This window comes from Streptomyces lasalocidi, from assembly GCF_005280215.1.
Classification (GTDB): domain Bacteria; phylum Actinomycetota; class Actinomycetes; order Streptomycetales; family Streptomycetaceae; genus Streptomyces; species Streptomyces longwoodensis.
In genome coordinates, this window is sequence record NZ_SZNQ01000001.1 from 1,257,660 (window position 1) to 1,280,284 (window position 22,625).

26 protein-coding genes are annotated in these 22,625 nt (G+C 73.9%); 14 read left to right on the top strand and 12 right to left on the bottom strand.

Translation table 11 applies throughout. The features are described 5' to 3' along the window. The first annotated feature begins 54 nt into the window (after positions 1–54). Positions 55–1,446, top strand: coding sequence for an MFS transporter (locus E4U91_RS05510; protein ID WP_137305701.1), 1,392 nt, complete (start codon positions 55–57; stop codon positions 1,444–1,446). Here E4U91_RS05510 and E4U91_RS05515 read toward each other — a convergent pair. Further along, positions 1,408–2,253 carry a spermidine synthase gene (locus E4U91_RS05515; RefSeq protein ID WP_137305703.1) on the bottom strand — a complete coding sequence of 282 codons (846 nt, stop codon included), beginning with the start codon at positions 2,251–2,253 and terminating at the stop codon, positions 1,408–1,410. The genes E4U91_RS05510 and E4U91_RS05515 overlap by 39 nt on opposite strands. A 43-nt stretch (positions 2,254–2,296) precedes the next feature. After that, positions 2,297–3,055 (bottom strand): DNA alkylation repair protein, encoded by a 759-nt coding sequence (locus tag E4U91_RS05520; protein ID WP_137305705.1) that lies wholly within the window; start codon positions 3,053–3,055, stop codon positions 2,297–2,299. A gap of 49 nt (positions 3,056–3,104) precedes the next feature. On the opposite strand from E4U91_RS05520, the gene E4U91_RS05525 reads away from it, so the two are divergent. Then, positions 3,105–3,914, top strand: coding sequence for a TVP38/TMEM64 family protein (locus tag E4U91_RS05525; protein WP_137305707.1), 810 nt, complete (start codon positions 3,105–3,107; stop codon positions 3,912–3,914). A gap of 58 nt (positions 3,915–3,972) precedes the next feature. On the opposite strand, the gene E4U91_RS05530 is transcribed toward E4U91_RS05525, so the two are convergent. Continuing rightward, positions 3,973–5,142: a thiolase family protein gene (locus E4U91_RS05530; RefSeq protein WP_137305709.1), complete on the bottom strand. Its 1,170-nt coding sequence runs from the start codon at positions 5,140–5,142 to the stop codon at positions 3,973–3,975. A 105-nt stretch (positions 5,143–5,247) separates the two neighbouring features. On the opposite strand from E4U91_RS05530, the gene E4U91_RS05535 reads away from it, so the two are divergent. The 6 genes from E4U91_RS05535 (at position 5,248) to lnt (ending at position 10,039) form a co-directional block, all read left to right on the top strand. Then, positions 5,248–5,718: a winged helix-turn-helix transcriptional regulator gene (locus tag E4U91_RS05535; RefSeq protein ID WP_137305711.1), complete on the top strand. Its 471-nt coding sequence runs from the start codon at positions 5,248–5,250 to the stop codon at positions 5,716–5,718. A 231-nt stretch (positions 5,719–5,949) separates the two neighbouring features. Beyond that, a complete protein-coding gene (locus E4U91_RS05540) occupies positions 5,950–6,825 on the top strand; it encodes an undecaprenyl-diphosphate phosphatase (protein ID WP_137305713.1) in 876 nt (291 codons plus the stop codon). A 128-nt stretch (positions 6,826–6,953) separates the two neighbouring features. Further along, positions 6,954–7,133 (top strand): hypothetical protein, encoded by a 180-nt coding sequence (locus tag E4U91_RS05545; protein WP_137305715.1) that lies wholly within the window; start codon positions 6,954–6,956, stop codon positions 7,131–7,133. A gap of 44 nt (positions 7,134–7,177) precedes the next feature. Next, a complete protein-coding gene (locus E4U91_RS05550) occupies positions 7,178–7,783 on the top strand; it encodes a chloramphenicol phosphotransferase CPT family protein (protein WP_137305717.1) in 606 nt (201 codons plus the stop codon). A 62-nt stretch (positions 7,784–7,845) separates the two neighbouring features. Then, positions 7,846–8,325, top strand: coding sequence for a nuclear transport factor 2 family protein (locus tag E4U91_RS05555; protein ID WP_137305719.1), 480 nt, complete (start codon positions 7,846–7,848; stop codon positions 8,323–8,325). A gap of 142 nt (positions 8,326–8,467) precedes the next feature. Beyond that, positions 8,468–10,039: an apolipoprotein N-acyltransferase gene (lnt, locus tag E4U91_RS05560; protein WP_137305721.1), complete on the top strand. Its 1,572-nt coding sequence runs from the start codon at positions 8,468–8,470 to the stop codon at positions 10,037–10,039. Here the strand turns inward: lnt and E4U91_RS05565 are convergent. After that, positions 9,957–10,868, bottom strand: coding sequence for a Gfo/Idh/MocA family protein (locus E4U91_RS05565; RefSeq protein ID WP_137305723.1), 912 nt, complete (start codon positions 10,866–10,868; stop codon positions 9,957–9,959). The two genes, lnt and E4U91_RS05565, sit on opposite strands and share 83 nt — an antisense overlap. 130 nt (positions 10,869–10,998) lie before the next feature. On the opposite strand from E4U91_RS05565, the gene E4U91_RS05570 reads away from it, so the two are divergent. Together E4U91_RS05570 and E4U91_RS05575 are read left to right on the top strand one after the other, a co-directional pair. Next, a complete protein-coding gene (locus E4U91_RS05570; protein WP_137305725.1) occupies positions 10,999–11,517 on the top strand; it encodes a DinB family protein in 519 nt (172 codons plus the stop codon). A 96-nt stretch (positions 11,518–11,613) separates the two neighbouring features. Next, positions 11,614–12,087, top strand: coding sequence for a hypothetical protein (locus tag E4U91_RS05575; RefSeq protein WP_338326662.1), 474 nt, complete (start codon positions 11,614–11,616; stop codon positions 12,085–12,087). Positions 12,088–12,120: 33 nt separating this feature from the next. Here the strand turns inward: E4U91_RS05575 and E4U91_RS05580 are convergent, their stop codons facing one another. The 5 genes from E4U91_RS05580 to fabG all read right to left on the bottom strand — a co-directional run bounded on the left by E4U91_RS05580 (position 12,121) and on the right by fabG (position 16,924). After that, on the bottom strand, positions 12,121–12,615 hold the full coding sequence (locus E4U91_RS05580; protein ID WP_137310679.1) for a hypothetical protein: 495 nt from the start codon (positions 12,613–12,615) through the stop codon (positions 12,121–12,123). A gap of 208 nt (positions 12,616–12,823) precedes the next feature. Then, positions 12,824–13,507: a uracil-DNA glycosylase gene (ung, locus tag E4U91_RS05585; RefSeq protein ID WP_137305727.1), complete on the bottom strand. Its 684-nt coding sequence runs from the start codon at positions 13,505–13,507 to the stop codon at positions 12,824–12,826. Positions 13,508–13,584: 77 nt separating this feature from the next. Further along, positions 13,585–15,168, bottom strand: a complete 1,584-nt coding sequence (locus E4U91_RS05590) for an ABC transporter substrate-binding protein (protein WP_137305729.1) — start codon at positions 15,166–15,168, stop codon at positions 13,585–13,587. A gap of 230 nt (positions 15,169–15,398) precedes the next feature. Next, the gene (locus E4U91_RS05595; protein ID WP_174867755.1) at positions 15,399–16,151 is read right to left on the bottom strand and encodes an SDR family oxidoreductase; all 753 of its coding nucleotides are present in this window, start codon (positions 16,149–16,151) and stop codon (positions 15,399–15,401) included. Positions 16,152–16,162: 11 nt separating this feature from the next. Then, a complete protein-coding gene (gene fabG / locus E4U91_RS05600) occupies positions 16,163–16,924 on the bottom strand; it encodes a 3-oxoacyl-ACP reductase FabG (RefSeq protein ID WP_137305733.1) in 762 nt (253 codons plus the stop codon). A gap of 308 nt (positions 16,925–17,232) precedes the next feature. Between fabG and E4U91_RS05605 the strand changes: the two genes are divergently transcribed. Continuing rightward, positions 17,233–17,703, top strand: a complete 471-nt coding sequence (locus tag E4U91_RS05605; RefSeq protein WP_137305735.1) for an excalibur calcium-binding protein — start codon at positions 17,233–17,235, stop codon at positions 17,701–17,703. A gap of 250 nt (positions 17,704–17,953) precedes the next feature. On the opposite strand, the gene E4U91_RS05610 is transcribed toward E4U91_RS05605, so the two are convergent. Both E4U91_RS05610 and E4U91_RS05615 read right to left on the bottom strand, forming a co-directional pair. Next, the gene (locus E4U91_RS05610; protein ID WP_137305737.1) at positions 17,954–18,403 is read right to left on the bottom strand and encodes a DUF3037 domain-containing protein; all 450 of its coding nucleotides are present in this window, start codon (positions 18,401–18,403) and stop codon (positions 17,954–17,956) included. Continuing rightward, the gene (locus E4U91_RS05615) at positions 18,400–19,164 is read right to left on the bottom strand and encodes a HipA family kinase (RefSeq protein WP_137305739.1); all 765 of its coding nucleotides are present in this window, start codon (positions 19,162–19,164) and stop codon (positions 18,400–18,402) included. The genes E4U91_RS05610 and E4U91_RS05615 overlap by 4 nt, the downstream gene beginning before the upstream one ends. A 208-nt stretch (positions 19,165–19,372) precedes the next feature. Between E4U91_RS05615 and E4U91_RS05620 the strand changes: the two genes are divergently transcribed. After that, complete coding sequence (locus E4U91_RS05620) at positions 19,373–19,864, top strand: Rieske (2Fe-2S) protein (protein WP_137305741.1); 492 nt, start codon at positions 19,373–19,375, stop codon at positions 19,862–19,864. A gap of 124 nt (positions 19,865–19,988) precedes the next feature. After that, on the top strand, positions 19,989–20,456 hold the full coding sequence (locus E4U91_RS05625; protein WP_137305743.1) for a pyridoxamine 5'-phosphate oxidase family protein: 468 nt from the start codon (positions 19,989–19,991) through the stop codon (positions 20,454–20,456). A 181-nt stretch (positions 20,457–20,637) separates the two neighbouring features. On the opposite strand, the gene E4U91_RS05630 is transcribed toward E4U91_RS05625, so the two are convergent. Then, a complete protein-coding gene (locus E4U91_RS05630) occupies positions 20,638–21,540 on the bottom strand; it encodes a LysR family transcriptional regulator (protein WP_137305745.1) in 903 nt (300 codons plus the stop codon). Positions 21,541–21,614: 74 nt separating this feature from the next. Between E4U91_RS05630 and E4U91_RS05635 the strand changes: the two genes are divergently transcribed. Next, positions 21,615–22,610, top strand: coding sequence for a DMT family transporter (locus tag E4U91_RS05635; protein ID WP_137305747.1), 996 nt, complete (start codon positions 21,615–21,617; stop codon positions 22,608–22,610). Positions 22,611–22,625: the final 15 nt, after the last annotated feature.

The following is a 22,625-nucleotide window of genomic DNA, read 5'->3' on the forward strand; positions in this document are numbered from 1 at the left end:
AAATGACGTGTCATCGGTTTGGCACATCGGGGTCCGGGCGGCGATAGTCGCCCGGTGACCACAGCCGCCGATCCCCGCCGCCGTCCGCGCGGACCCGCCTGGGCGGGCCGCAACTACAGCCTGCTGACCGCCGCGGCGTTCGTGACCGGCCTCGGCAGCCAAGGGGCGCTCATCGCCGCCGCCTTCGCCGTGCTCCAGGCGGGCGGCGACGGCGGCGACGTCGGTCTGGTGGCCGCGGCGCGGACCCTGCCGTTGGTGCTGTTCCTGCTGATCGGCGGCGCGGTCGCCGACCGGCTCCCCCGGCACCGGGTGATGGTCGCGGCCAACGCGCTGAACTGTGTCTCGCAGGGCGCGTTCGCCGCCCTCGTACTGGTCGGTGAGCCGCGGCTGTGGCAGATGATGCTGCTGGCCGCGCTCGGCGGCACCGGTCAGGCGTTCTTCAGTCCCGCCGCCGAGGGCATGCTGCTGTCCTCGGTCGAGGGCGAGCACGCCGGGCGGGCGTTCGCGGTGTTCCGGATGGCGATGCAGGGCGCGGGGCTCGGCGGGGCGGCCCTCGGCGGGGCGCTGGTCGCCGTGGTCGGCCCGGGCTGGGTCCTCGCGGCGGACGCCGTGGCCTTCGCCGTCGCCGGGGCGCTGCGTGCGGGCCTCGACGTGAGCCACATCCCCGCGCGCGTGCCGGGCGGCGGGCTGCTGACCGACCTGCGCGAGGGCTGGCGGGAGTTCAGCGGCCGGCCCTGGCTGTGGGGCGTCGTCCTGCAGTTCTCGATCGCCAACGCCGTGGTGGGCGCCGCCGACGCCGTCTACGGCCCCTTGGTGGCCGACGAGCACCTCGGCGGGCCGGGTCCCTGGGGCCTCGCGCTCGGGTTCTTCGGCGCGGGCACGGTCGCGGGCGCGCTGCTGATGACGCGCTGGAAGCCGCGCCGCCTGCTGCTCGCGGGCACGCTGGGCGTGTTCCCGCTGGCCCTGCCGTCCGCCGCGCTGGCGGTGCCGGTGCCGGTCACCGTGCTGTGCACGGTGATGTTCCTGACCGGGGTCACCCTGGAGGTGTTCGGCGTGTCCTGGATGACCGCCCTGCACCAGGAGATCCCCGAGGAGAAGCTGTCGCGGGTCTCGGCCTACGACTGGTTCGGCTCCGTCGCCCTGGTCCCGCTGGCCACCGCGCTGGCCGGACCGGCCGAGGGCGCGTTCGGGCGCGGCACGTCCCTGTGGGGCTGCTCGGCGCTGGTGATCGTGGTCACGGCGGCGGTGCTGTGCGTACCCGACGTACGCACCCTCCAGCGGCGTACCGAGCGGGTGTCTCCGGCGGGTGCGCCGAGCGCTCCGGTGGGCGTCGGCGGGATCACGGACGCCGGCCACGGCGCCGCCGGTCCCGCCGCCGGTCCCCCGGCCGGCGCCTCAGCCGATGCCTCAGCCGATGCCGAAGGCGCCCTCGGGCGGCACGGGTGAGGGCACGGCGTCCTCGTCCGTCACGGGGCGCGCGTCGCCGGTGAACCGCCGGACGCCGAGCCCGTGTTCGACCCGCGCCGGAAAGGCGTCGGCGGCCGTGCGGCGGGCCAGTGCCGCCGTGTCGAACGGGCGGTGCGCGGCGACGAGGACCGCGTTGCCGAACCGCCGTCCGCGCAGCACCGCCGGCTCGGCGACGAGCACCAGCTCCTCGAAGAGTGCCGCGAACGTGGCGAGTTGGGAGCGCAGGAAGGCGAAGGGCGCCGTGTCGGCGAGGTTCGCCAGGTAGACGCCGTCGGCGCGCAGGACCCGCTCGGCCTCGCGCGCGTAGGCCAGCGAGGTCAGGTGGGCGGGCACCCGGGAGCCGCCGAAGACGTCGGCGACCAGGACGTCGGCGCTGTCGTCGGGGGCCGCCTCCAGCCAGGCCCGGGCGTCGGCGGTGTGCAGGGTGATCGCGGCGTCCGGGGGCAGCGGCAGGTGCTCGGCGACCAGGTCGAGCAGGCCCCGGTCGGCCTCCACCACGTCCTGCCGCGAGCCGGGCCGGGTGGCCGCCAGGTAGCGGGGCAGCGTGAGGGCGCCCCCGCCGAGGTGCAGCACGTCCAGCGGCCGGCCGTCCTCGGCGGCCAGGTCGAGCACGTGGCCGAGCCGCCGGGCGTACTCGAACTCCAGGTGGGTGGGCTCGTCGAGGTCGACGTACGACTGCGGCGCCCCGTCGACGGTGAGCAGCCAGGCCCGCTCGCGGTCGACGTCGGGCATCAGCTTGGCGACGCCGAAGTCGGTGGTCCGGCTGACGGGGAGGGACTCGGTCACCGTCCCATTGTGCGGTGACCGGGTCCGCGGGCCCGAGCCGCCCTCAGGTGCCGCCGTCCCCGGTGTCGCGGGGGTCGCCGGTGTCGCCGATGTTCCTCAGCGCCTCGCGCACGGTCAGCGGGGCGAACCGGTGCCGTTCGCGCGCTAGGAAGCCCCGTACGGCGTCCGGGTCGGTCCTGGCGTACTCGCGCAGGGACCAGCCGATGGCCTTGCGCACGAAGAAGTCGGGGTGCGCGCCCTGGCGCAGGCTGTACCCGAAGAGCCGGTCGACGTCGGTGCGCTCCTTGTAGCGCAGCTGGTGCAGCAGGGCGGTGCGCACGACCCACAGGTCGGCGTCGGCGCTCCAGGCGTCCATGGCGGCGGTGAGCCGGGGGTCGGCCGCGACGAGGGCGCCCACGACGTGCACGGCGAGCAGGTCGACGGTGTCCCACCAGGGGACCGTGCTGACGAGCCGGCGTGCCACCGGGAGGAAGCCGGACGACAGCCGGCCCGCATGGCGGCGCAGGAAGTCGACGGCGAAGTAGTGGTACTCGCGCTCGGGCAGCCGCCAGCAGCGCAGCGCGACGGCGGTGCAGTCGGTCTCGTCGGGGCGCGGGGTGCCCGCGAGCACGGCGCGGGTGAGGACGCGGCGCTCCGGTGCGGGGATGCCCAGGAAGGGGGCCACGTCCTTCATGTAGGCCCGCATGACCGCGGCTTGCGCGGGGTCGGCCGCGGCGCCGAAGGCGGTGGTCAGCCGCTCCAGCACGGTGTCGGCCAGGGCGCTGTGCGGGACGTCGGGCGGACCGGCCGCTGTCACCGTCATGAGACGAACCATACGGCGATCAGACATGTCCGTCGGTTAGGGTCGCCGGATGCTCGATGCCACCACCCGCTCTGGGGGCACCATGACCGCCACGGCCCTTCCCCAAGCCCTGGCCACGGAGCTCACCGTCCCGTCGGCGGCCGTCGTCCCCCCGGCCACCGTCCGTCCCGCGCGAGCCCGGAGAGGTCTCGCCGCACGCTGCACGCGCGTGCTGCTGTCCCCCTGGTCGCGCTTCGCCCTGCTGGTCGCGCTGCTCGCGGGCGCCGCGTCCTGCGTGCTGCTGTTCCAGCCACAGCGGCTGCTCGCCGACGGCTGGCCACCCCAGCTGGGCGGGGCCGCCGCGACCCTGGCGTTCGCCGTGGCGTACGGCCTGTGCACCGTGGCGTTCGTGCCACGGCCGCTGCTGAACCTGGCGGCGGGCGCGCTGTTCGGCTCGCAGTTCGGGCTGGCCGCGGCGCTGGCCGGCACGGTGCTGGGCGCCGGCGCCGCCTTCGGGCTCGGCCGCCTCCTGGGGCAGGACGCGCTGCGTCCGCTGCTGCGGGGGCGCTGGCTGAAGGCGGCCGACGGCCAGCTCAGCCGGCACGGCTTCCGCTCGATGCTGGCGGCACGGCTGTTCCCGGGCGTGCCGTTCTGGGCCGCGAACTACTGCGCCGCCGTCTCCCGGATGCGCTGGCCGGCGTTCCTGCTCGCGACCGCGCTGGGCTCGCTGCCCAACACGGCCGCGTACGTCGTCGCCGGCGCCCGGGCCGCGTCGCCGACCTCGCCGGTCTTTCTGATCGCGGTGGCCGCCATCGCCCTGCCGGCGCTCGCGGGCACGGTGCTGGCCTGGCGCAAGCGCCACCACCTGCGCGCGCGGTAGGGCTCGGGCGGGCGGGCGCGATGCCCGGACCGTGACCGGAGCACCACCCGACGCGGGGTCAGACCGTCTCCAGGATCATCGCGTTGGCCAGGCCGCCCGCCTCGCACATGGTCTGCAGGCCGTAGCGCGCGCCGCGCCGGCGCAGGGCGTGGACCAGGGTCGTCGTCAGCCGCGTCCCGCTCGCGCCGAGCGGGTGGCCGAGGGCGATGGCGCCGCCGTGCACGTTGACCTTGGCGAGGTCCGCGCCGGTCTCCTGCTGCCAGGCCAGCACGACGCTGGAGAACGCCTCGTTGACCTCGAACAGGTCGATGTCGTCCAGGCGCAGCCCGGCCCGGCGCAGCACCTTCTCGGTGGCCGGCACGACACCCGTGAGCATCAGAAGCGGGTCGGAGCCGGTGACGGCGAAGCTGTGCAGCCGGGCCAGCGGGCGCAGCCCGAGGCGGGCGGCGGTCTCGCTCGAGGTGATGAGCACGGCGGAGGCACCGTCGTTGACCGGGCTGGCGTTGCCGGCGGTGATGTTCCACTCGATCTGCGGGAAGCGCTCGGCGAAGACCGGGTCGTGGTAGGCGGGCCGGAGGCCGGCAAGGACCTCGGGGGTGCTGTCCGGGCGGACGCACTCGTCGCGTGAGACGCCGTCCAGGGGCGCGACCTCGGCGTCGAACAGGCCCTGCCGCCAGGCGGCGTCGGCCCGGTGGTGGGAGGAGACGGCGAAGTCGTCCAACCGGTCGCGGCCCAGCGACCACTTGGCGGCGATCAGCTCGGCGCTGATGCCCTGCGGGACCAGCCCCTCCGGGTAGCGCGCGGCGACGCCGGGACCGAAGGGGTCCTTGCCGGGCGGCACGTTGGACCACATGGGCACGCGGCTCATCGACTCCACCCCGCAGGCGACGACCAGGTCGTAGGCGCCGGCCAGGACGCCCTGGGCGGCGAAGTGCACGGCCTGCTGGGAGGAGCCGCACTGGCGGTCCACGGTGGTCGCGGGCACCGACTCGGGGAAGCCGGCGGACAGGGCGGCGTAGCGGGTGGTGTTCATCGCCTGCTCGCCGACCTGGTCGACGGTGCCGCCGATGACGTCGTCGACGAGCGCCGGGTCGACGCCGGAGCGCTCGACGAGGGTGCGCAGGGTGTGGGCGAGGAGCTCGACGGGGTGGACGTGCGCGAGGGAGCCGTTCGGCTTGCCCTTGCCGAGAGGGGTGCGTACGGCTTCGACGATGACTGCGTCACGCATGTGCGGGCCTCCTTGGCCGCCAGGGCGATTACCAGTGAGTAGGAAATCTGGACCCACCATAGACCTGTGGGTTGGAAAAACAAACCCTCGCCTAGACTGGACGGCATGGCCGCCACGAAGGACCCGCGCCCCTGCTCGATCGCCGACGCCCTCGCCGTCGTCGGCGAGAAGTACTCCCTGCTCGTGCTGCGCGAGGTCTGCCTGGGCAACGGCCGGTTCGACCAGCTGGTGCGCAACATCGGCGCCCCGCGCGACGTCCTGGCCACCCGGCTGCGGCGCCTGGTCGACGCCGGTCTGCTCACCAAGCGGGCCTACCAGGAGCGGCCGCAGCGCTTCGAGTACCGGGCCACCCGGGCGGGGCTGGACCTGGAACCGGTCCTGATGAGCCTGATGGCGTGGGGCGACCGCCACCTGCGCGGCGGAGACGGCCGCCCGATGGTGATCGAGCACTCCTGCGGCAACGAGCTGCTCCCCGTGGTCACCTGCGCGGCGTGCGGGACGGAGGTCCACCACGAGGACCTGACCGCCCACCCCCAGGCTCCGGGCTGGACGGTCAAGGGCCCGACGGCGGCCTGAGCGGGCGCGCACGGGTGTCATGGAGCGGGACGCCGGCGGACTCCCCGGGTCAAGGGACACCCAAAGCAGCTCCAAGCACCGCCCAAGGACCCGCCAAGGCTTCCGCCAAACCCCTGTGGCGGGCTTGTCACACCGGGGCGCTAGGCTGCCCCCGACACACGTGATCACCGCCGCGGGCGGCCGTCGTGTCCGTCGCCCCTGTCCCGATCGGCACTTGGACTCCTTAACTCCATGTCTTGGTTTGAATCCCTCGTCCTCGGACTCGTCCAGGGGCTGACCGAGTTCCTCCCCGTCTCCTCCAGCGCGCACCTGCGGCTGACCGCGGCGTTCTCCGGCTGGCACGACCCGGGGGCCGCGTTCACGGCGATCACGCAGATCGGCACGGAGGCGGCGGTGCTGATCTACTTCCGCAAGGACATCGGGCGGATCATCGCCGCGTGGAGCCGCTCCCTGGTCGACAAGGGCAAGCGTGAGGACCACGACGCCAAGATGGGCTGGCTGGTGATCGTCGGCTCCATCCCGATCGGCGTGCTCGGCGTGACGCTCAAGGACCAGATCGAGGGCCCGTTCCGCGACCTGCGGGTGACGGCCACCATGCTGGTCGTCGTCGGCATCGTCATCGGCATCGCCGACCGGCTGGCGGCCCGTGACGAGAAGGGCGGCCGGCACCGCGCGCCCAAGCAGCGCAAGACGCTGGAGCACCTGGGCATCAAGGACGGCCTGATCTACGGGCTGTGCCAGGCCTGCGCGCTGATCCCGGGCGTCTCCCGCTCCGGCGCGACCATCAGCGGCGGCCTGTTCATGGGCTACCGGCGCGAAGCGGCCGCCCGTTACTCGTTCCTGCTCGCGATCCCGGCGGTACTGGCCTCCGGCGTCTTCGAGTTGAAGGACGCGATGGAGAGCGGCCACGTGGCGTGGGGCCCGACGCTGCTGGCGACGGTGATCGCCTTCGCGTCCGGGTACGCCGTCATCGCGTGGTTCATGAAGTACATCAGCACCAAGTCCTTCATGCCGTTCGTCTGGTACCGCGTCGCCCTGGGCATCGTGATCATCGCGCTGGTGGCGACGGGCGTGCTGAGCCCCCACGCGGCCGAGTCGGCGGGCTGACCTGCGGGCACTGCGGAGCGTCAGGACCGGCACCGACGGTCACCACGGGCCCGGCCGTGACCGACCCCATACGGTCTGCGTAGCCGTCCGGTAGCGCACTGTCAGCTCTTGGCCCTACGCTGGTCCGCATGTTCCCCGATTCTGCCGACCCTGGTTCCGTGCGGTCCGCCGCCGAGTTGAACGAGCGGATCAGGGCCCTCTGGCTGCGTGCGGGCGGCTCCCTGTCCGCCACGGAGCGCGCCGAGTACGAACTGCTGGTGGTCGAGTGGGCCGCGGCCATCCGCGGCGCCGTCGTCAAGGCGGCCTGAACGCCTCCCCGGGGGGCCCTTTCGAGCGGAGCGCACAGGCACGCATGCGGCACCTCAGCTCCGTCCCGGCCCGCCGCGGGACGATCATCTTCCTGAACGGCACGTCCAGCTCCGGCAAGTCCACGATCGCGGCCGAACTGACCCGTGTGCTCGACGAACCCTGCTTCCACATGGCGGTCGACGCGTTCCACGCCATGCGCTCGCGCGCGCCGGTCCCCGCCGAGCGGCTGGACGACGTCCTCCACCGCACCTGGCAGGGCTTCCACCGGGCCGTCGCCGGGATGGCGGCCGCCGGCAACGACGTCGTCGTCGACCACGTCCTGAGCGCCGAGTGGCGACTGCGCGACTGCCTGGCCCTGTTCGACCCCCGCGACGTCGTGTTCGTCGGCGTGCACTGCCCGCGCGCGGAGCTCGAACGCCGCGAGCGGGCGCGCGGCGACCGCCCCACGGGCCTGGCCGCCCGCCAGCTCCCCCAGGTCCACGCCCACGGCGTCTACGACCTGGAGTGCGACACCGCCCGCGAGGACGCCACCGCCGTCGCCCACCGCATCAAGGACTTCCTCCCCCGCCGCCCCTCCCCCACCGCTTTCGAGAAACTCCGCGGCGACCTGCGGGACGGGACGCAACTGCGCCTCACCGCGCAGGAGTAGTGATGTAGCGCGCCCGGCGCACGCCTCTTGGCTGTGCCGTCCCCATGCCCAACACTCGGCGCATGACGCAGCGTGTGGAACTCGCCGCCGTGATGGACCGGCTGGCCGTCGACGAACTGATCACCGACTACGCCGTGGCGGTGGACGACGGCGACTGGCCGGCGTACCGGAACCTGTTCACCCCCGACGGACGCGCCGACTACCGCTCCGCGGGCGGCATCGAGGGCGCCGCCCGGGACGTCGCCGACTGGCTCGCCGACAGCATGCGGCCGTTCGCAGTGCACCAGCACCTGATCGTCAACCGCCGGGTGCGGTTCGGTGTCCTGGACCAGGACACCGGCGACACCGCGCGCGTCCTGGCCGACTACCTCAGCCCGCTGGGCCGCGCGGCGGACGGCGGGGCGGAGGAAGACGTCCCGGCGCCCGACGTCGTGTGCGGCGGACGGTACGCCTTCGCCCTGCTGCGCACCGACGCCGGCTGGCGCGTGCGGGAACTCGTCGTGCAGGAGAAGTGGCGCCGCCTGCCGGACCGTACGGGCTGAGCCGCGCGCGGCGGTGGTGCGTGCCACCGCCCGCCCGCACGGGACACCCCCGCCCCCGCCGCGCCCCGGCCGACCCGGCGCACCCTGTCGGAGATCGTCCGCAGCACGCACACTGGAGGCACAACGGGGTAGGGAGCCGCCCATGAAGACGCTCGACCGCCGGCCCGCCTCCCCCTGGCGCCGCTCGGCCCTCGCCGCCCTCGCCGGCGCCCTGCCCGTGCTGGCCTACCCGGCCCCCGCCCTGTGGTGGTGGGCCTACGTCGCGCTGGTCCCCTGGCTGCTGCTCGCCCGGTCCGCGCCGACCGGGCGCCGTGCCCTGTACGACGGCTGGAGCGGCGGCTTCGGCTTCATGCTGGCCCTGCACCACTGGCTGCTGCCGAGCCTGAACGTGTTCACCCTGGTCATCGCCGCCCTGCTCGGTGTGCTGTGGGCACCCTGGGCCTGGCTGGCGCGCCGGTACCTGGCCGCGGGGGCGGGGGCGTCGCGGGGGCGGGTCGTGGTGGCGCTGCTGGTGCTGCCGTCGGCGTGGCTGGCGGTGGAGCTGGTCCGCTCCTGGCAGGGCCTGGGCGGGCCGTGGGGCATGCTCGGCTCCACCCAGTGGCAGGTGGCGCCCGCCCTGCGGCTCGCCTCGATCGGCGGGGTGTGGCTGCTGAGCTTCCTGGTCGTCGCCGTGAACGTCGCCGCCGCGGTGCTCGTCGCCGTGCCGTCCTCCCGGGCGCCCGCCGTCGCCGGCCTGGTCGCCACCGCGGCCGCGACCTCGGCGGCCTGGGTGTGGGCACCGCGCCCGGGCAGTGACGGGAGCACCCGGATCGCCGTCGTGCAGCCCGGTGTGATCGACGGCGTCGACCGCCGCTTCGACCGGGAGGAGCAGCTCACCCGCCGCCTGGCCGGCCAGGACGTCGACCTGGTCGTCTGGGGCGAGAGCAGCGTCGGCTACGACCTGGCGGCCCGCCCCGACCTGGCCGGCCGGCTCGCCGCCCTGTCCCGCACGACCGGCGCGGACATCCTGGTCAACGTGGACGCCCGCCGCTCGGACCGACCCGGCATCTACAAGAGCTCGGTCCTCGTCGGACCACAGGGACCGACCGGCGACCGGTACGACAAGATGCGCCTGGTGCCGTTCGGCGAGTACATACCGGCCCGCTCCCTGCTCGGCTGGGCCACCTCGGTCGGCAAGGCGGCCGGTGAGGACCGCCGGCGCGGCACCGAGCAGGTGGTGATGCACGCCGGGCCCGGGCTGCGGATCGGCCCGATGGTGTGCTTCGAGACGGCGTTCCCCGACATGAGCCGCCACCTCGCCGACGACGGCGCCGACGTGCTGGTCGCCCAGTCGTCGACGTCGTCGTTCCAGCACAGCTGGGCGCCCGCGCAGCACGCCTCGCTGGGCGCGCTGCGCGCCGCCGAGACGGGCCGCCCGTTCGTGCACGCGACCCTGACGGGCGTCTCCGCGGTGTACGACGCGAGCGGCCGGCGGCTCGGGTCCTGGGTGGGCACGGACGCGAGCAGCACGGCGGTGTTCGAGGTGCCGCTCGCGCACGGCGTCACGCCGTACGTGCGGTTCGGCGACTGGCCCGTGCACGTGAGCCTGCTGGTGCTGGTCGCGCTGGGCCTCACGGAGGGGGCCCGGGCGCTCAGGCCGCGCCGGAGCGCTCCTGGACCGCTCGCACCACCCGCTCGCACAGTTCGTGAGTCGCCAGCGCGTCCCGGGCGCTGAGCGTCGTCCCGGCGCGCACGGCGTCCAGGAAGGCGAGCGCGGCCTGCTCGATGCCGCGCTGGCGGGCCACCGGCACCCAGTCACCGCGCCGGCGCACCGTGGGCTGCCCCTTGTGGTCGATCACCTCGGCGAGGTTGACGACCTGGCGCTTGGTGTCCTGCCCCGACACCTCCAGGACCTCCTCGTTGGAGCCGCTGAGCCGGTTCATCACGCCGAGCGCGGTGAAGCCGTCCCCGGCGAGCTGGAGCACGACGTGGTGCAGCAGCCCGTCCTCGACCCGCGCCCGCACGGTCACGTCGTCGACCGGGCCGGGCACCAGGAAGCGCAGGGTGTCGACGACGTGGATGAAGTCGTCGAGGACCATCGTGCGGGGCTCCTCGGGCAGCCCGACCCGGTTCTTCTGGAGCAGGATCAGCTCGCGCGGGTGGTCGGCGCACTGCGCGTACCCGGGCGCGTGCCGCCGGTTGAAGCCGACGGCGAGAGAGGTGCCGCGCGCCTCGGCGAGCTCCACCAGCCGCTGGGAGTCGGCGAGGTGGTAGGCCAGGGGCTTGTCCACGTACGTCGGGACGCCCGCCTCCAGCAGCCGGGCGACGATCTCCGGGTGGGCGCCGGTCGGCGCGTGCACGAAGGCCGCGTCCAGGCCGGCGTCGAGCAGCCCGTCCAGGTCGCGGTGGCGCTGCGCCGGGGGCAGGTGGAGGGAGTCGGCGACCCGGTCGAGGGTGGCCGGGGTGCGGGTCTGCAGGTGCAGTTCCACGCCGGGCTGCACGCCGAGGACCGGCAGGTACGCCTTCTGCGCGATGTCACCGAGTCCGATGCAGCCGACCTTCACGGGAGCCCCTTCCCTGCTGTGTGCGGATGCGTGTTCGCATGCCTGCACGGCAGCATACGGTGCCGGGCCGCCCGTCCCCCGGGAGGAAAAGGCGTGGTGGACCCACCCGCCGACGCGACACGATGCCCCCATGACCACGACGACGCAACGCACCCAGCCCGCCCAGAACGCCGACGAGCGCGCCATGCTGGAGGGCTGGCTGGACTACCACCGCCAGACCCTCGCCGTGAAGTGCGAGGGCCTGACCGACGCCCAGCTCAGGACCGCCGCCGTACCACCGTCCGAGCTGTCCCTGCTGGGGCTGGTGCGGCACATGGCGGAGGTCGAGCGCCATTGGTTCCGCAGGGTCCTGGTGGGCGACGCCCCCGACCCGATCTACTACGACGAGGCCGACCCCGACGGCGACTTCCACACCGGCGAGCAGGACACCTGGGACGAGGCCCACGGCACCTGGCAGGCGGAGATCGAGGAGGCCCGGCGCAACGCCGCCCGGCACGCGCTGGACGACCTCTCCGTCGGCAAGGGCCGCTCCACCGGCGAGCCGTTCTCCCTGCGGTGGATCTACACCCACATCATCGAGGAGTACGCCCGCCACAACGGCCACGCCGACCTCCTGCGCGAACGCGTCGACGGCACGACCGGCGACTGAGCCCCGTCCGGCGGGGCGGGCGGGCGGTCACCCGTGCGGAGCAACCTGCGCCCGTCCGCTGTCGTCCGGGACACCGCAGGCACCAGAGTGGCGCGGGTGCAGCGAACGACGACTACCGCAACGCTCCTGGTCGCGACGGCCCTGACGGCCCTCACCGGGTGCGTGACCGTGCAGGACCACCCGTCCGCGCCCGGCGCCCCGCCCTCGGCGTCCGCACGGCCGGGGCCGGAAGGCCCGGCCGGGGCCCAGGTCGCGCAGGCGCCCGCGCGGGAGGCGCTGGAGAGGGTCGACGCGTCCGGCCCCTCCCACCCGGCGTCCGGCGAGGGGCGGCGGACGGCGGCCGCGGAGGACTCGGCCGGGCGGCCCGCCCCGCGCCCCCGGCCCGCTCATCCGGCACCGCACCGGACCGGCCGGTCCCACGTCGAGGTGCCCGACGCCCGGGGCGTCGCGAAGGCCACGTCCGACGCGGCACGCCGCGGCACCGACGTGTGCGCGCTGGGCGAGCGGTACGGGGGCTGGCGCGCGGACAGCCCCCAGGCGGTGATCTGCGAGGGGACGTACGGCCGTTAGGCGCAGGCGCTCAGCGGTCGCCGCTCCGTGGCGTCAGCCCCCTCGGCGCGAGGGGATGCCGAGCTCCTCGCCCGGGCCCCCGTCGCCGAGCCGCAGCTCCAGGCGTCCGATCGCCGCGCGCACCCCCGCGCCGTGGCCGTCGTCCACGAGGACGTCCGCCGCGGCCCGGGCCCGGCGCACATGGGTGCGGGCGGCGGCCAAGCGGCCCAGCTTGGCGTAGTCCGCGGCGAGACTGAGGTGCAGCGAGGGGTACAGGGCGCGCACCGCGACCGACTCCCGCTGCTCCTCGGCGGCCGTCAGCGCCCTGAGGTCCCAGGCCAGCTCGTCCTCGGGATCGTCGTGGGTGTCGGCCAGGTAGTGGGCGAGGGTGCAGCGGTGGAGCGGGTCGCCGTGCTCGCCCAGCTCGGTCCACAGGTCGAGGAGGCGGCGGCGGGCCTCCTCGCGGTCGCCGCCGTGGTGCAGCATGACGACCTGGCCGATCCGTGCCGGCACGCCGTCCGGCGCCGTCCGTTGCCCTCGCTCCGCCACCGCGTCCTCCGCGTCCTCGTCGGCCTGCCGCACCGCTGCTGCCCCCGACGCTAGCCCCAGCCGCCGGCGTTCGCGCCCGGACGGCGGGCACCCGGCGGGCGCGCGACGGGGGCCCGGACGGCGCGGCGGCGGGCCGGCGCGGGACCGGCCGGAGGGTGCCCGACCGCCGGGAGCGGGCCGGCGCGGCCGCGTGGCCGTGGCCGCGGGGTCAGCCGAGGTCGGGGATCGTCCAGTCGATGGGCTCGTGCCCCTGGCGGGCCACCGCCTCGTTGATCTGCGTGAACGGGCGGGAGCCGAAGAACTTCTTCGCCGACAGCGGGGAGGGGTGCGCGCCCTTGACGACCGCGTGCCGCGTCTCGTCGATCAGCGGGAGCTTCTTCTGGGCGTAGTTGCCCCACAGGACGAAGACGGCCGGGTCGGGCCGGTCGGCGACGGCGCGGATCACCGCGTCCGTGAACTTCTCCCAGCCCTTGCCCTTGTGCGAGTTGGCCTCGCCGGAGCGGACGGTGAGGACCGCGTTGAGCAGCAGGACACCCTGGTGGGCCCACGGCATCAGGTAGCCGTTGTCCGGGACGGGCGTGCCCAGCTCCTGGTGCATCTCCTTGTAGATGTTCCGCAGGGAGGGCGGGATCTTCACCCCGGGCCGCACGGAGAAGCACAGCCCGTGCCCCTGGCCCTCGCCGTGGTACGGGTCCTGGCCGAGGACCAGGACCTTCACGCGGTCGTAGGGCGTGGCGTCGAGCGCGGCGAAGACCTCCTCGCGCGGCGGGTAGACCGGCCCCCTCGCCCGCTCCTCCTCGACGAACTCCGTCAGCTCCTTGAAGTAGGGCTGCTGCAGCTCGTCGCCCAGCACCCCGCGCCAGGACTCGGGCAGCATGGCGGTGTCGGTCACGTCAACGTCCTTCGGTCGTACGGTCGTCCGGTCCTCAGAACCTACAGGCGACCACTGACACCGGGCGTCCGCGTCCGCTACCAGCTGGTCTTGCGGGACAGTTCCCACATCATCATGATCGTCGAGGGGTCGAGGGCCCGCTCGCCGCCGGAGATGTCCTCGCTGGCGGCCACGTACGCCTTGCCCTGCCACAGCGGGAGCAGCCGGGCGTCGTCGACGAGGACCCGCTGGGCCTGCTCGAAGTCCTTCACCACCTGGCCGCGGTCGCTCTCCTGGCGGGAGCGGGGCAGCAGGGTGGTGGTGATCTCCTTGGACGGGTAGGGCGTGCCGAGGGCGTTCTGCTCGCCGACGAAGGGGGCGATGAAGTTGTCGGCGTCGGGGAAGTCGGGGAACCAGCCGCGGCCGAACACCGGGTACTCGCCCTTCTGGTAGCCGACCACGTACGTCTTCCACGGGCGGCTCTTGAGGGTGACCGTGAACAGGCCGGAGTCCTCGAGCTGGCGCTTGAGCTCCTTGAACTCCAGGGCGGTCTCGGAGCCGTAGCGGTCGGTGGTGTACCAGAGGGTCAGCGGCACCGGCTCGTCGATGCCCGCGCCGGTGAGGATCCGCTTCGCCTTCGCGGGGTCGGGGTCGCCGAAGGTGTCGAAGTACGGCGTGGTGTGCCCGGTCAGGCCCTGCGGGACCATGGAGTACAGCGGCTCCACGGTGTCCTTGTAGATGGTGTGGGCGAGGGCGGTGCGGTCGACGACCTGGGCGACCGCCCGGCGCACGGCGCGCTTGGCGGCCCACGGGTCCTTGGGGTTGAACACCAGGTAGTTGATGTCGGTGCCGGCGCCCTCGACGAGCTGGAGCCCCTTGTTGGCGGCGTCCTTGCGCCCGAGGGCGACGATGTCGTCGGCGGCGAGACCGCGGTAGGTGACGTCGATCTTCTTGCTGCGCAGCGCCTTGACCATGGGGGCCGAGTCCTGGAAGTACCGGATGGTGACCGCGCCGTTCCTCCGGTCGGCGAAGCCCTTGTACCGCTCGTTGCGCACCAGTTGGGCGGTCTTGCCCTCCTGGTAGTCCTGGAGCTTGTACGGCCCGGAGCCGATGACGCCGGAGTCCTTGCGCAGCGCGTCGGCGGGGTAGCCCTTGGGGTCGACGAGGGACATGGCGGGCGTGGCGAGCACGAACGGGAAGGTGGCGTCGGCCTTGTTGAGCCGGAAGACGACCTCGCGGTCGCCGAGCGCCTGCACGTGGTCGAGGCTGCCGAGCAGACCGGCCGGGCCGCTGGGCGCGTTGATCTCGCGGATCCGGTCGAAGGAGTGCTTCACGGCCTGCGCGTCGAGCTTGTCGCCGTTGGAGAAGGTCAGGCCCGCGCGCAGTTCGCAGCGGTAGGCGCGGTTGGTGGTGTCGGTGAACGCGCAGCTCTTGGCGGCGTCGGGCTCGGGCGTGGTCGCGCCGCTGGGGTAGGCCAGCAGGGTCTGGTAGATGTTGCGGAACAGCTCCCAGGAGCCGTCCCAGGACGCGGCGGGGTCCAGCGTGCTCGGGGCACTGGTGGTGCCGACGACGATCGGCCCCTGGTCGTCGGAGCCGCTGCCGGAGAAGTAACCGCACCCGGCGACCATGCCTATGGATGCGATCGCCGCCACTGGCCGAAGGCTTCGCTTCCGGTTGAACACGCGCACGCTCCTCGATCTGCCGTACCAAGGGTCGGCCGACCATACCGCAGTGCCACGGGGGTTGAACCTGGTTCGGAAGGCGGTCTTGATCCACCCGTTGCCGACTACGTTGTCAGACCTCCGCGGGCCTCCGCAGGCCTTGCGGAACACGACGAGGGCGCCGTTCCCGTCAAGGGAACGGCGCCCTTCGTGAGCCCTTCGTGACCGGTCGGCGAGCGGTCCCGGGACGGTCAGCCGACGCCGGCGTTGAGGAAGATGCCGCCGTCGACGACGAGGGTCTGACCGGTGACCCAGTCGGACTGCCCGGACGTCAGGAAGGCCGCGGCGCCGCCGATGTCGGAGGGCACCCCGAGCCGGCCCAGCGGGTAGGCCGCGGCGGCCTCCTCCTCGCGGCCCTCGTACAGGGCCTGGGCGAACTTGGTCTTCACGACGGCCGGCGCGATCGCGTTGACCCGCACCTTGGGCGCGAACTCGTGGGCGAGCTGCTGGGTGAGGTTGATCAGCGCGGCCTTACTGACGCCATAGGCGGCGATGAACGGCGAGGGCGCGATGCCCGCGACGGAGGCGATGTTGACGATGGCGCCGCCGTTGTCCTTCTGCCAGGCGTGCCAGGTCTGCTGCGCGAAGCCGAGCGCCGAGATCACGTTGGTCTCGAACACCTTGCGCGCCACGTTCAGGTCGAGGTCGGCGATCGGCCCGAACACCGGGTTGGTACCGGCGTTGTTGACGAGGTAGTCGACGCGGCCGAAGGCCTCCATCACGCGGGCGACGGCCTCGGCCTGGTGCGCCTCGTCGTGGGCCTTGCCCGCGACGCCGATGACCCGGTCGGCGCCGAGCGCGTCGACGGCCTCCTTGAGGGCGTCCTCGTTGCGGCCGGTGATGCAGACCCGGTCGCCGCGGGCCACGAGGGCCTCCGCGACGCCGTAGCCGATGCCGCGGCTGGCGCCCGTGACCAGGGCGACCTTGCCGGAGAGTTCAGTCATGTCCGTCACCTTCAGTTGAGCGGGCCGCCGGCCACGTACAGCACCTGGCCGGAGATGAAGCCGGCCGCCTCACCGGTGAAGAACGCGATGGCGTTGGCGATGTCCTCGGGCTCACCGACGCGCTGCACCGGGATCTGCGTGGCGGCGGCCTTCTTGAAGTCCTCGAAGCCCATGCCGACGCGCTCGGCGGTCGCGGCGGTCATGTCGGTGGCGATGAAGCCGGGGGCGACGGCGTTGGCGGTGATGCCGAACTTGCCCAGCTCGATGGCGAGGGTCTTGGTGAAGCCCTGCAGACCCGCCTTGGCGGCCGAGTAGTTGGCCTGGCCGCGGTTGCCGAGCGCGGAGGACGAGGAGAGGTTGACGATCCGGCCGAAGCCGGCGTCCACCATGTGCTTCTGCACCGCCTTGGTCATCAGGAAGGAGCCGCGCAGGTGCACGTTCAGGACGGTGTCCCAGTCGGAGGCGCTCATCTTGAACAGCAGGTTGTCGCGCAGCACGCCCGCGTTGTTGACCAGGATCGTCGGGGCCCCGAGCTCCTCGACGATCCGGGCGACGGCCGCCTCGACCTGCGCCTCGTCGGAGACGTCGGCGCCGACCGCGACTGCCTTGCCGCCAGCCGCCGTGATCTTCTCCACGGTGTCCTTGCAGGCCGCCTCGTCGAGGTCGATCACCGCGACCGCGCGCCCCTCGGCGGCCAGCCGTACGGCGGTGGCGGCACCGATGCCGCGCGCCGCGCCGGTGACTACTGCGACCCGCTGTTCTGTGGTGGACATGCTCTGGATCTCCTCGCCGTCGAGAACGCCTGGGAACACCTGCGGAAGGTGTGGCACCGGCACCCGGGGCCGCGGCCGCGACGGTACACCCCTCGGTGAGCGACCGCTTAGTACCTTCCGCAGGGCGACGCTAGAAGCCCTGGCACGCGGTGTCAACGGGACGCCCTGCGGTGTGACCGATCACCCGCCCGCCGGAGTGGTCCGCCGCGGCGTCCGCGCACCCGATCGGCCTACCGCTGCGCGCGCCGGAGGGGATGACGCTCCTAGCGTCGAAGGGCGGCCCGCCCGGGCCGGGAAGGAGGCACCCCGTGCTTCGCAGAACCGGTGCCGTCGGCACGTTGTTCGCCCTCGCCGCGCTCGTGCCGTCGGCCGCGCCCGCCCACGCGCAGGACCTGGACTGCCACGACTTCGTCTACCAGGAGGACGCCCAGGCGGTCTTCGACGCCGATCGCACCGACCGCCACCGCCTGGACGAGGACCAGGGCCCGGACGACGGGATCGCCTGCGAGGCGCTGCCCCGGCGTACCGGCGCGACGACGTCCTCCACCCACCGCCCGAAGCCCACCCCGACGGCCGTCCCCACGCCCGTCCCCACCCGGACGGTCACCCCCACCCCGACGGTCCGGCCCACGACGGTCGTGCCGACCCGGGGCGTGCAGGGCGGCCTGGGCGGTGGCTCCAGCACCGGCCCGACCGGCTGGGACGTGGCCATCGGCGCGACCTTCGTCGCGGGGGCGGCCGTCGCGACGGGCTTCGTGGTCCGACGCCGACGCGGGTGACGGCCCGCGTCCCGAACGCGCCCGGAGGCACAGCCCCGCCGTGACCTGGGGCGGAGCCCGGCCGAACCCAAGGGGTCGAGCCTGCCCGAGCTCAAGGGCTGGGCCTGGCCGAGTCCCCGGCCGGCCGGATTCACGGGGCCGGTGCCGGGTCGCGACCGGGCCAGCCTCTGCGCTCGGCGAAGCTCTCGGCCTCTGCGCTCGGCCTAGCCGGGCCCCTCTGGGCGCGCCGAGCTCGGCCCCGTCAGGGACGTCAGCGCACCAACAGGTCGAGGAGGCGTTCCGTTTCCGCCGACGGGTCCGCGGTCAGGCCGGTGTGGACCGGGCCGGGCTGGACGATCGTCGAGCGCGGGGCGACCAGCCAGCGGAACCGGCGCCCGGGGTCGTCGCCCGCCGCCTGTCCCGCCGCGTCCCCCCCGCCGCACACCGCCTCCACCGCGCCCAGCGCGGCCCGCACCCCGCCGGCGTCCGCCGCCGGGTCCAGGGCCAGCAGCCGCGCCTCGTCCAGGTGGACGCGGGCGCCGAGGAACCCCCGGGCACGGCAGTAGACCAGCACGCCCGCGTTGACGCACTCGCCGCGCTCCACGCGCGGGACGACCCGCAGCAGGGCGTACTCGAAGACGTCCCGGCCGCCGCCCTGCCCGGTCCGGGTGATGTGCCGTTCGGTCAGGTGACCCGCGACGTTGATGTGGTTCCCGGTCATGCTGCCCCCTCGATCCCCGTGATGCGGTCCTGGATGACGGCCGCCCGCGCCAGCAGCGGCCGGGCGTAACTGCGGCGCAGGTCGTCCGGGTGGTCGAAGCCGGGCTCGTCGGCCAGCCAGACGTCCGGGACCGCGGCGGTGACCTCGGCGAGCAGGTCCTCGGTGACGAGCGGTGCGAGGTCCGCGGCGGCGCCCCGCACGTCCGGTGCGAAGCGCGCCAGGGCATGGTCGGAGGCGTCGTAGGGGCGGGCGGCGGAGGTCTCGGCGGACGGCCAGTTGTGCTGCCAGATCATCGTCGCGCCGTGGTCGATGAGCCACAGGTCGCCGTGGTGCACCAGCAGGTTCGGGTTGCGCCAGGACCGGTCGACGTTGTTGACCAGCGCGTCGAACCACACGGTCCGGCCGGCCTCCCCGGCGTCCACGGGGAAGGCGAGCGGGTCGTAGCCGAGGGCGCCGGAGAGGAAGTCCATGCCGAGGTTGGTGCCGCCGCTGGACCGCAGCAGGTCCTGCACCTGCTGGTCGGGCTCGCCGAGGCCCAGCAGCGGGTCCAGCTCGACGGTGACCAGCCGGGGCACGCGCAGGCCCAGCCGGCGGGCGAGCTCCCCGCAGACGACCTCCGCGACGAGCGTCTTGCGGCCCTGGCCCGCGCCGGTGAACTTCACGACGTAGGTCCCGAAGTCGTCGGCCTCGACCAGTCCCGGGAGCGAACCGCCCTCGCGCAGGGGCGTGATGTAGCGCGTCGCGATGACGTCCTTGAGCATCGCCCCAGGTTACTGGTGGTGCGCGGCCGTCCCCGACCGGGCCGACAGCTCCGCGACAGCTCTGGCTTACGCCCCGCTCATGCCGCAGCGGTCAGGCTCTGCACGTCGTCCGGGGCCGGGCCGCGGCCCGCTGAACGCGCGGCGCCCACGGCCCGTACCTCCTGGCACATCACGATCACGTCATCCTCCCCGGAAGGGAAGCGTCAGCATGACCAGCGCATCGCTCAACCCCGCGTCGGGCCCGGCCCGTCGTACCGTCGTGGCGGCTGCCGGAGCGGCCGGCCTCGCCGTCGCGCTGACCGCGTGCGGAGGCTCCGGCGACGACTCGTCGGACACGCAGAACGGCACGGGCGGCAGCACCGGCGAGGCGTCCGCGAGCAGCGGCGGCACGGGGGGCGGCGACGCCGCGGCCGGTGCCGCCCTCACCACCACGTCCGACATCCCCGAGGGCGGCGGGAAGGTCTTCGGGGACAAGAAGGTCGTCGTGACCCAGCCGACCGCCGGCGACTTCAAGGCGTTCTCCGCGGTGTGCACCCACCAGGGCTGTGCCGTGAAGAGCGTCCAGGAGGGGGTCATCCACTGCCCCTGCCACAACAGCAACTTCTCCATCACGGACGGCAGCGTGAAGTCCGGTCCGGCGACCAAGGCCCTGCCGTCGGTGCCGATCAAGGTCAGCGGGGACTCGATCACCCTGGCCTGAGCCGCGTGACGGCCGGGAGCGCCCCGGTCGCCGGACCGCACGGGGACGCGCCGGTCTGGACACCGCCGTGCCCGGGCGGCGAGAGTGCCGGGGAGTCACCACCAGACGAAGGACGGGGGGCCGGATGACGGTCGGTCAGCGCCGGGGCCGCAGGATCATGATGACGCCCGGTGAGGTGGACGCGTTCCTCACCACGCAGCGCACCTGCCGGGTCGCCACCGTGTCCGCCGGGGGCGCCCCGCACGTCAGCGCGCTGTGGTTCCTGTGGGACGGCACCGCGTTGTGGCTGTACTCGGTCGTGCGCAGCAAGCGCTGGGCCGACCTGCGCCGCGACCCCCGGGTGGCGATCGTGGTCGACACGGGCGAGGAGTACGGCCAGCTGCGCGGCGTCGAACTGTCCGGCACCGTGGAGTTCGTCGGCGAGGTGCCGCGGACCGGGGAGCTGTGCGCCGAACTGGACGCGGTGGAGACGCTGTTCGCCCGCAAGAACTTCGGCCTGGACACGATCCCGCACGACGGCCGGCACGCGTGGGTGCGGCTGCGGCCCGAGAAGGTGGTCTCCTGGGACTTCCGCAAGCTGGGGGACGCCTGAACGCCAGGGCGACGCCTGAACCCCAGGGCGAAGCCTGAACGCCGGAGCGACGCCCGGTGCACGGCGCCACCGCGGCCCGCTCCGGCCTCGCGACCCCGGTTTCCGGGCCCCGCTCCGGCCTCGCGCCCCCGACCCCCGGCCCCCCTCCGGCCTCGACTCCGGCTCCGCCTCCGCCTCCCGCTCAGCCGACCTTCGCCGCGGCCTCCTGCAGCGCCCGCACCGCCGCCCGGATCGAGGGGCGGCGGTCGGCGTCGGCCCGCCAGACGACGTAGACGTGCCGTCGCACGCGCTGCTTGAGCGGCACCATGACCACGCCCTCGGGCACCGGGTGCCGGCCCAGCAGCGGGGCGATGCACACGCCCAGTCCCGCCTGCACCAGGTTGAGCTGGGTGTGCGTCTCGGCGGCCCGGTGGCCGACGATCGGTTCGACGCCGCGGGAGCGCAGCGTGAACATCAGCCACTCATGGCAGAACTCGCCCTCGCCCCAGGTGATCCACTCGTCCTCGGCGAACTCCCCCAGGTCGACCTCGTCCCGGTCGGCGAGCCGGTGCCCGGCGGGCAGCGCGACGTCGGCCGGGTCGTCCAGGACGGGTGCCTTGACCAGGCCGTCCGGCAGCGGCATCGGCTTGTTGTACCAGTCGAGCACCACCGCGAGGTCGAGGTCGCCGCGCACCACGCCCGCGATGCCCCGCGCCGGCTCCAGCTCACGCGAGCGCAGCCGCAGCGCGGGGTGCTCCCGGCGCAGCGCGGACAGCGCGACGGGGAACAGGCCCCGCGCGGCCGTGGGGAACGCCGACAGCCGCAGCTCCCCCGCCACCTGGCCCCGCTGGGCCTCCAGGTCCGCCTGGGCGAGCTCCACCTGGGACAGGATGCGGGAGGCGTGCTCGGCGAGCAGCCGCCCGGCGTCGGTGAGCCGCACTCCCCGCCCGTTCCTGGCGAGGAGCTGCTGTCCGACCTCCCGCTCCAGCTTGGCCAGCTGCTGCGAGACGGCGGACGTGGTCACGTGCAGCCCTTCGGCGGCGGCGCTGACCGAGCCGTGCCGGGACAAGGCGTCGAGGGTGCGCAGGCGCTCCAGGTTCAACATGTAAGCGATGCTACGCGGTACCGGCATTGAATTCTCGATTGTGCTAAGAGGTCGTCTCGCGCATCGTAGGGACCATGAGCAGCGCCACCGACATGCCCGCGGCCGCCGGACCGACCCCCTCCGGCACCCCGGCCGCCCCCGCGGTTCCGCCCCACCGGGCCTCCGTCGCCCCCTCCGACGTGCGGCCGGGCCGCCCGCGCCTGGACTGGCGGCTGCGCTTCGGCGCCCTGTCCCTGATCTGGGGCTTCAGCTTCCTGCTGATCAAGGTGGGCACGGACGGCTACGCCCCCTTCCAGGTCACGTTCGGCAGGCTGGCGTTCGGCACGGCCGTGCTGGTGGCCGCGCTGGTGGTGAAGCGGGAGCGGCTGCCGCGCGGGGCGCGGACCTGGGCGCACCTGACGGTCGCCGCGTTCCTGCTGAACGCGCTGCCCTTCTCGCTGTTCGCCTACTCCGAGCTGACGATCCCCTCGACGCTGGCCGGGATCTGCAACGCCACCTCGCCGCTGTGGGGCATGGCGCTGTCCTTGGTCGCGCTCTCCGAGGACCGCCCGACCCGTGTCCGGGTCGCGGGGCTCGGCCTGGGCTTCCTCGGCGTGCTGACCGTCCTGGGCGCCTGGCAGGGCTTCTCCGGCCTGGACGCGAAGGGCACCGCCATGGCCCTGTTCGCCTCGCTGAGCTACCCGGTGGGCTGGATCTACGTCCGCCGCACCCTGGCCGGCACCGGGAACTCGAACCTGTCCCTGACCGGAGCCCAGTTGGGGCTGGCCACCGTGCAACTCGCACTCGTGACGCCGCTGTTCACCTCACTGCCGACACACTTCCCGGTGCTGCCGCTGCTGTGTGTCGCCGCCCTGGGCGTGCTCGGCACGGGCGTTGCGGTGCTCATCCAGTACGGGCTGGTGGTCGAGGTCGGGCCGACGACCGCGCAGATGGTCACCTACTTCATCCCGGTGATCGCGACGGCCGCCGGAGTGGCGATCCTCGGCGAGTCGCTGCGGTGGAGCACCCCGGTCGGAGCGGTGATCGTCCTGCTGGGCGCGGCACTCACCCAGGTGAAGCCGCGCACCTAGGCAGCAGCGCCCCAC

Coding starts and splice junctions, on each gene's coding strand:
- E4U91_RS05520 (WP_137305705.1), bottom strand. CDS start 3,055: ATGACGGTGACAGCGGCCGGTCCGCCCGACGTCCCGCACAGCGCCCTG.
- E4U91_RS05525 (WP_137305707.1), top strand. CDS start 3,105: ATGCTCGATGCCACCACCCGCTCTGGGGGCACCATGACCGCCACGGCC.
- E4U91_RS05530 (WP_137305709.1), bottom strand. CDS start 5,142: ATGCGTGACGCAGTCATCGTCGAAGCCGTACGCACCCCTCTCGGCAAG.
- E4U91_RS05535 (WP_137305711.1), top strand. CDS start 5,248: ATGGCCGCCACGAAGGACCCGCGCCCCTGCTCGATCGCCGACGCCCTC.
- E4U91_RS05540 (WP_137305713.1), top strand. CDS start 5,950: ATGTCTTGGTTTGAATCCCTCGTCCTCGGACTCGTCCAGGGGCTGACC.
- E4U91_RS05545 (WP_137305715.1), top strand. CDS start 6,954: ATGTTCCCCGATTCTGCCGACCCTGGTTCCGTGCGGTCCGCCGCCGAG.
- E4U91_RS05550 (WP_137305717.1), top strand. CDS start 7,178: ATGCGGCACCTCAGCTCCGTCCCGGCCCGCCGCGGGACGATCATCTTC.
- E4U91_RS05555 (WP_137305719.1), top strand. CDS start 7,846: ATGACGCAGCGTGTGGAACTCGCCGCCGTGATGGACCGGCTGGCCGTC.
- lnt (WP_137305721.1), top strand. CDS start 8,468: ATGAAGACGCTCGACCGCCGGCCCGCCTCCCCCTGGCGCCGCTCGGCC.
- E4U91_RS05570 (WP_137305725.1), top strand. CDS start 10,999: ATGACCACGACGACGCAACGCACCCAGCCCGCCCAGAACGCCGACGAG.
- E4U91_RS05595 (WP_174867755.1), bottom strand. CDS start 16,151: ATGACTGAACTCTCCGGCAAGGTCGCCCTGGTCACGGGCGCCAGCCGC.
- fabG (WP_137305733.1), bottom strand. CDS start 16,924: ATGTCCACCACAGAACAGCGGGTCGCAGTAGTCACCGGCGCGGCGCGC.
- E4U91_RS05610 (WP_137305737.1), bottom strand. CDS start 18,403: ATGACCGGGAACCACATCAACGTCGCGGGTCACCTGACCGAACGGCAC.
- E4U91_RS05615 (WP_137305739.1), bottom strand. CDS start 19,164: ATGCTCAAGGACGTCATCGCGACGCGCTACATCACGCCCCTGCGCGAG.
- E4U91_RS05620 (WP_137305741.1), top strand. CDS start 19,373: ATGACCAGCGCATCGCTCAACCCCGCGTCGGGCCCGGCCCGTCGTACC.
- E4U91_RS05625 (WP_137305743.1), top strand. CDS start 19,989: ATGACGGTCGGTCAGCGCCGGGGCCGCAGGATCATGATGACGCCCGGT.
- E4U91_RS05630 (WP_137305745.1), bottom strand. CDS start 21,540: ATGTTGAACCTGGAGCGCCTGCGCACCCTCGACGCCTTGTCCCGGCAC.
- E4U91_RS05635 (WP_137305747.1), top strand. CDS start 21,615: ATGAGCAGCGCCACCGACATGCCCGCGGCCGCCGGACCGACCCCCTCC.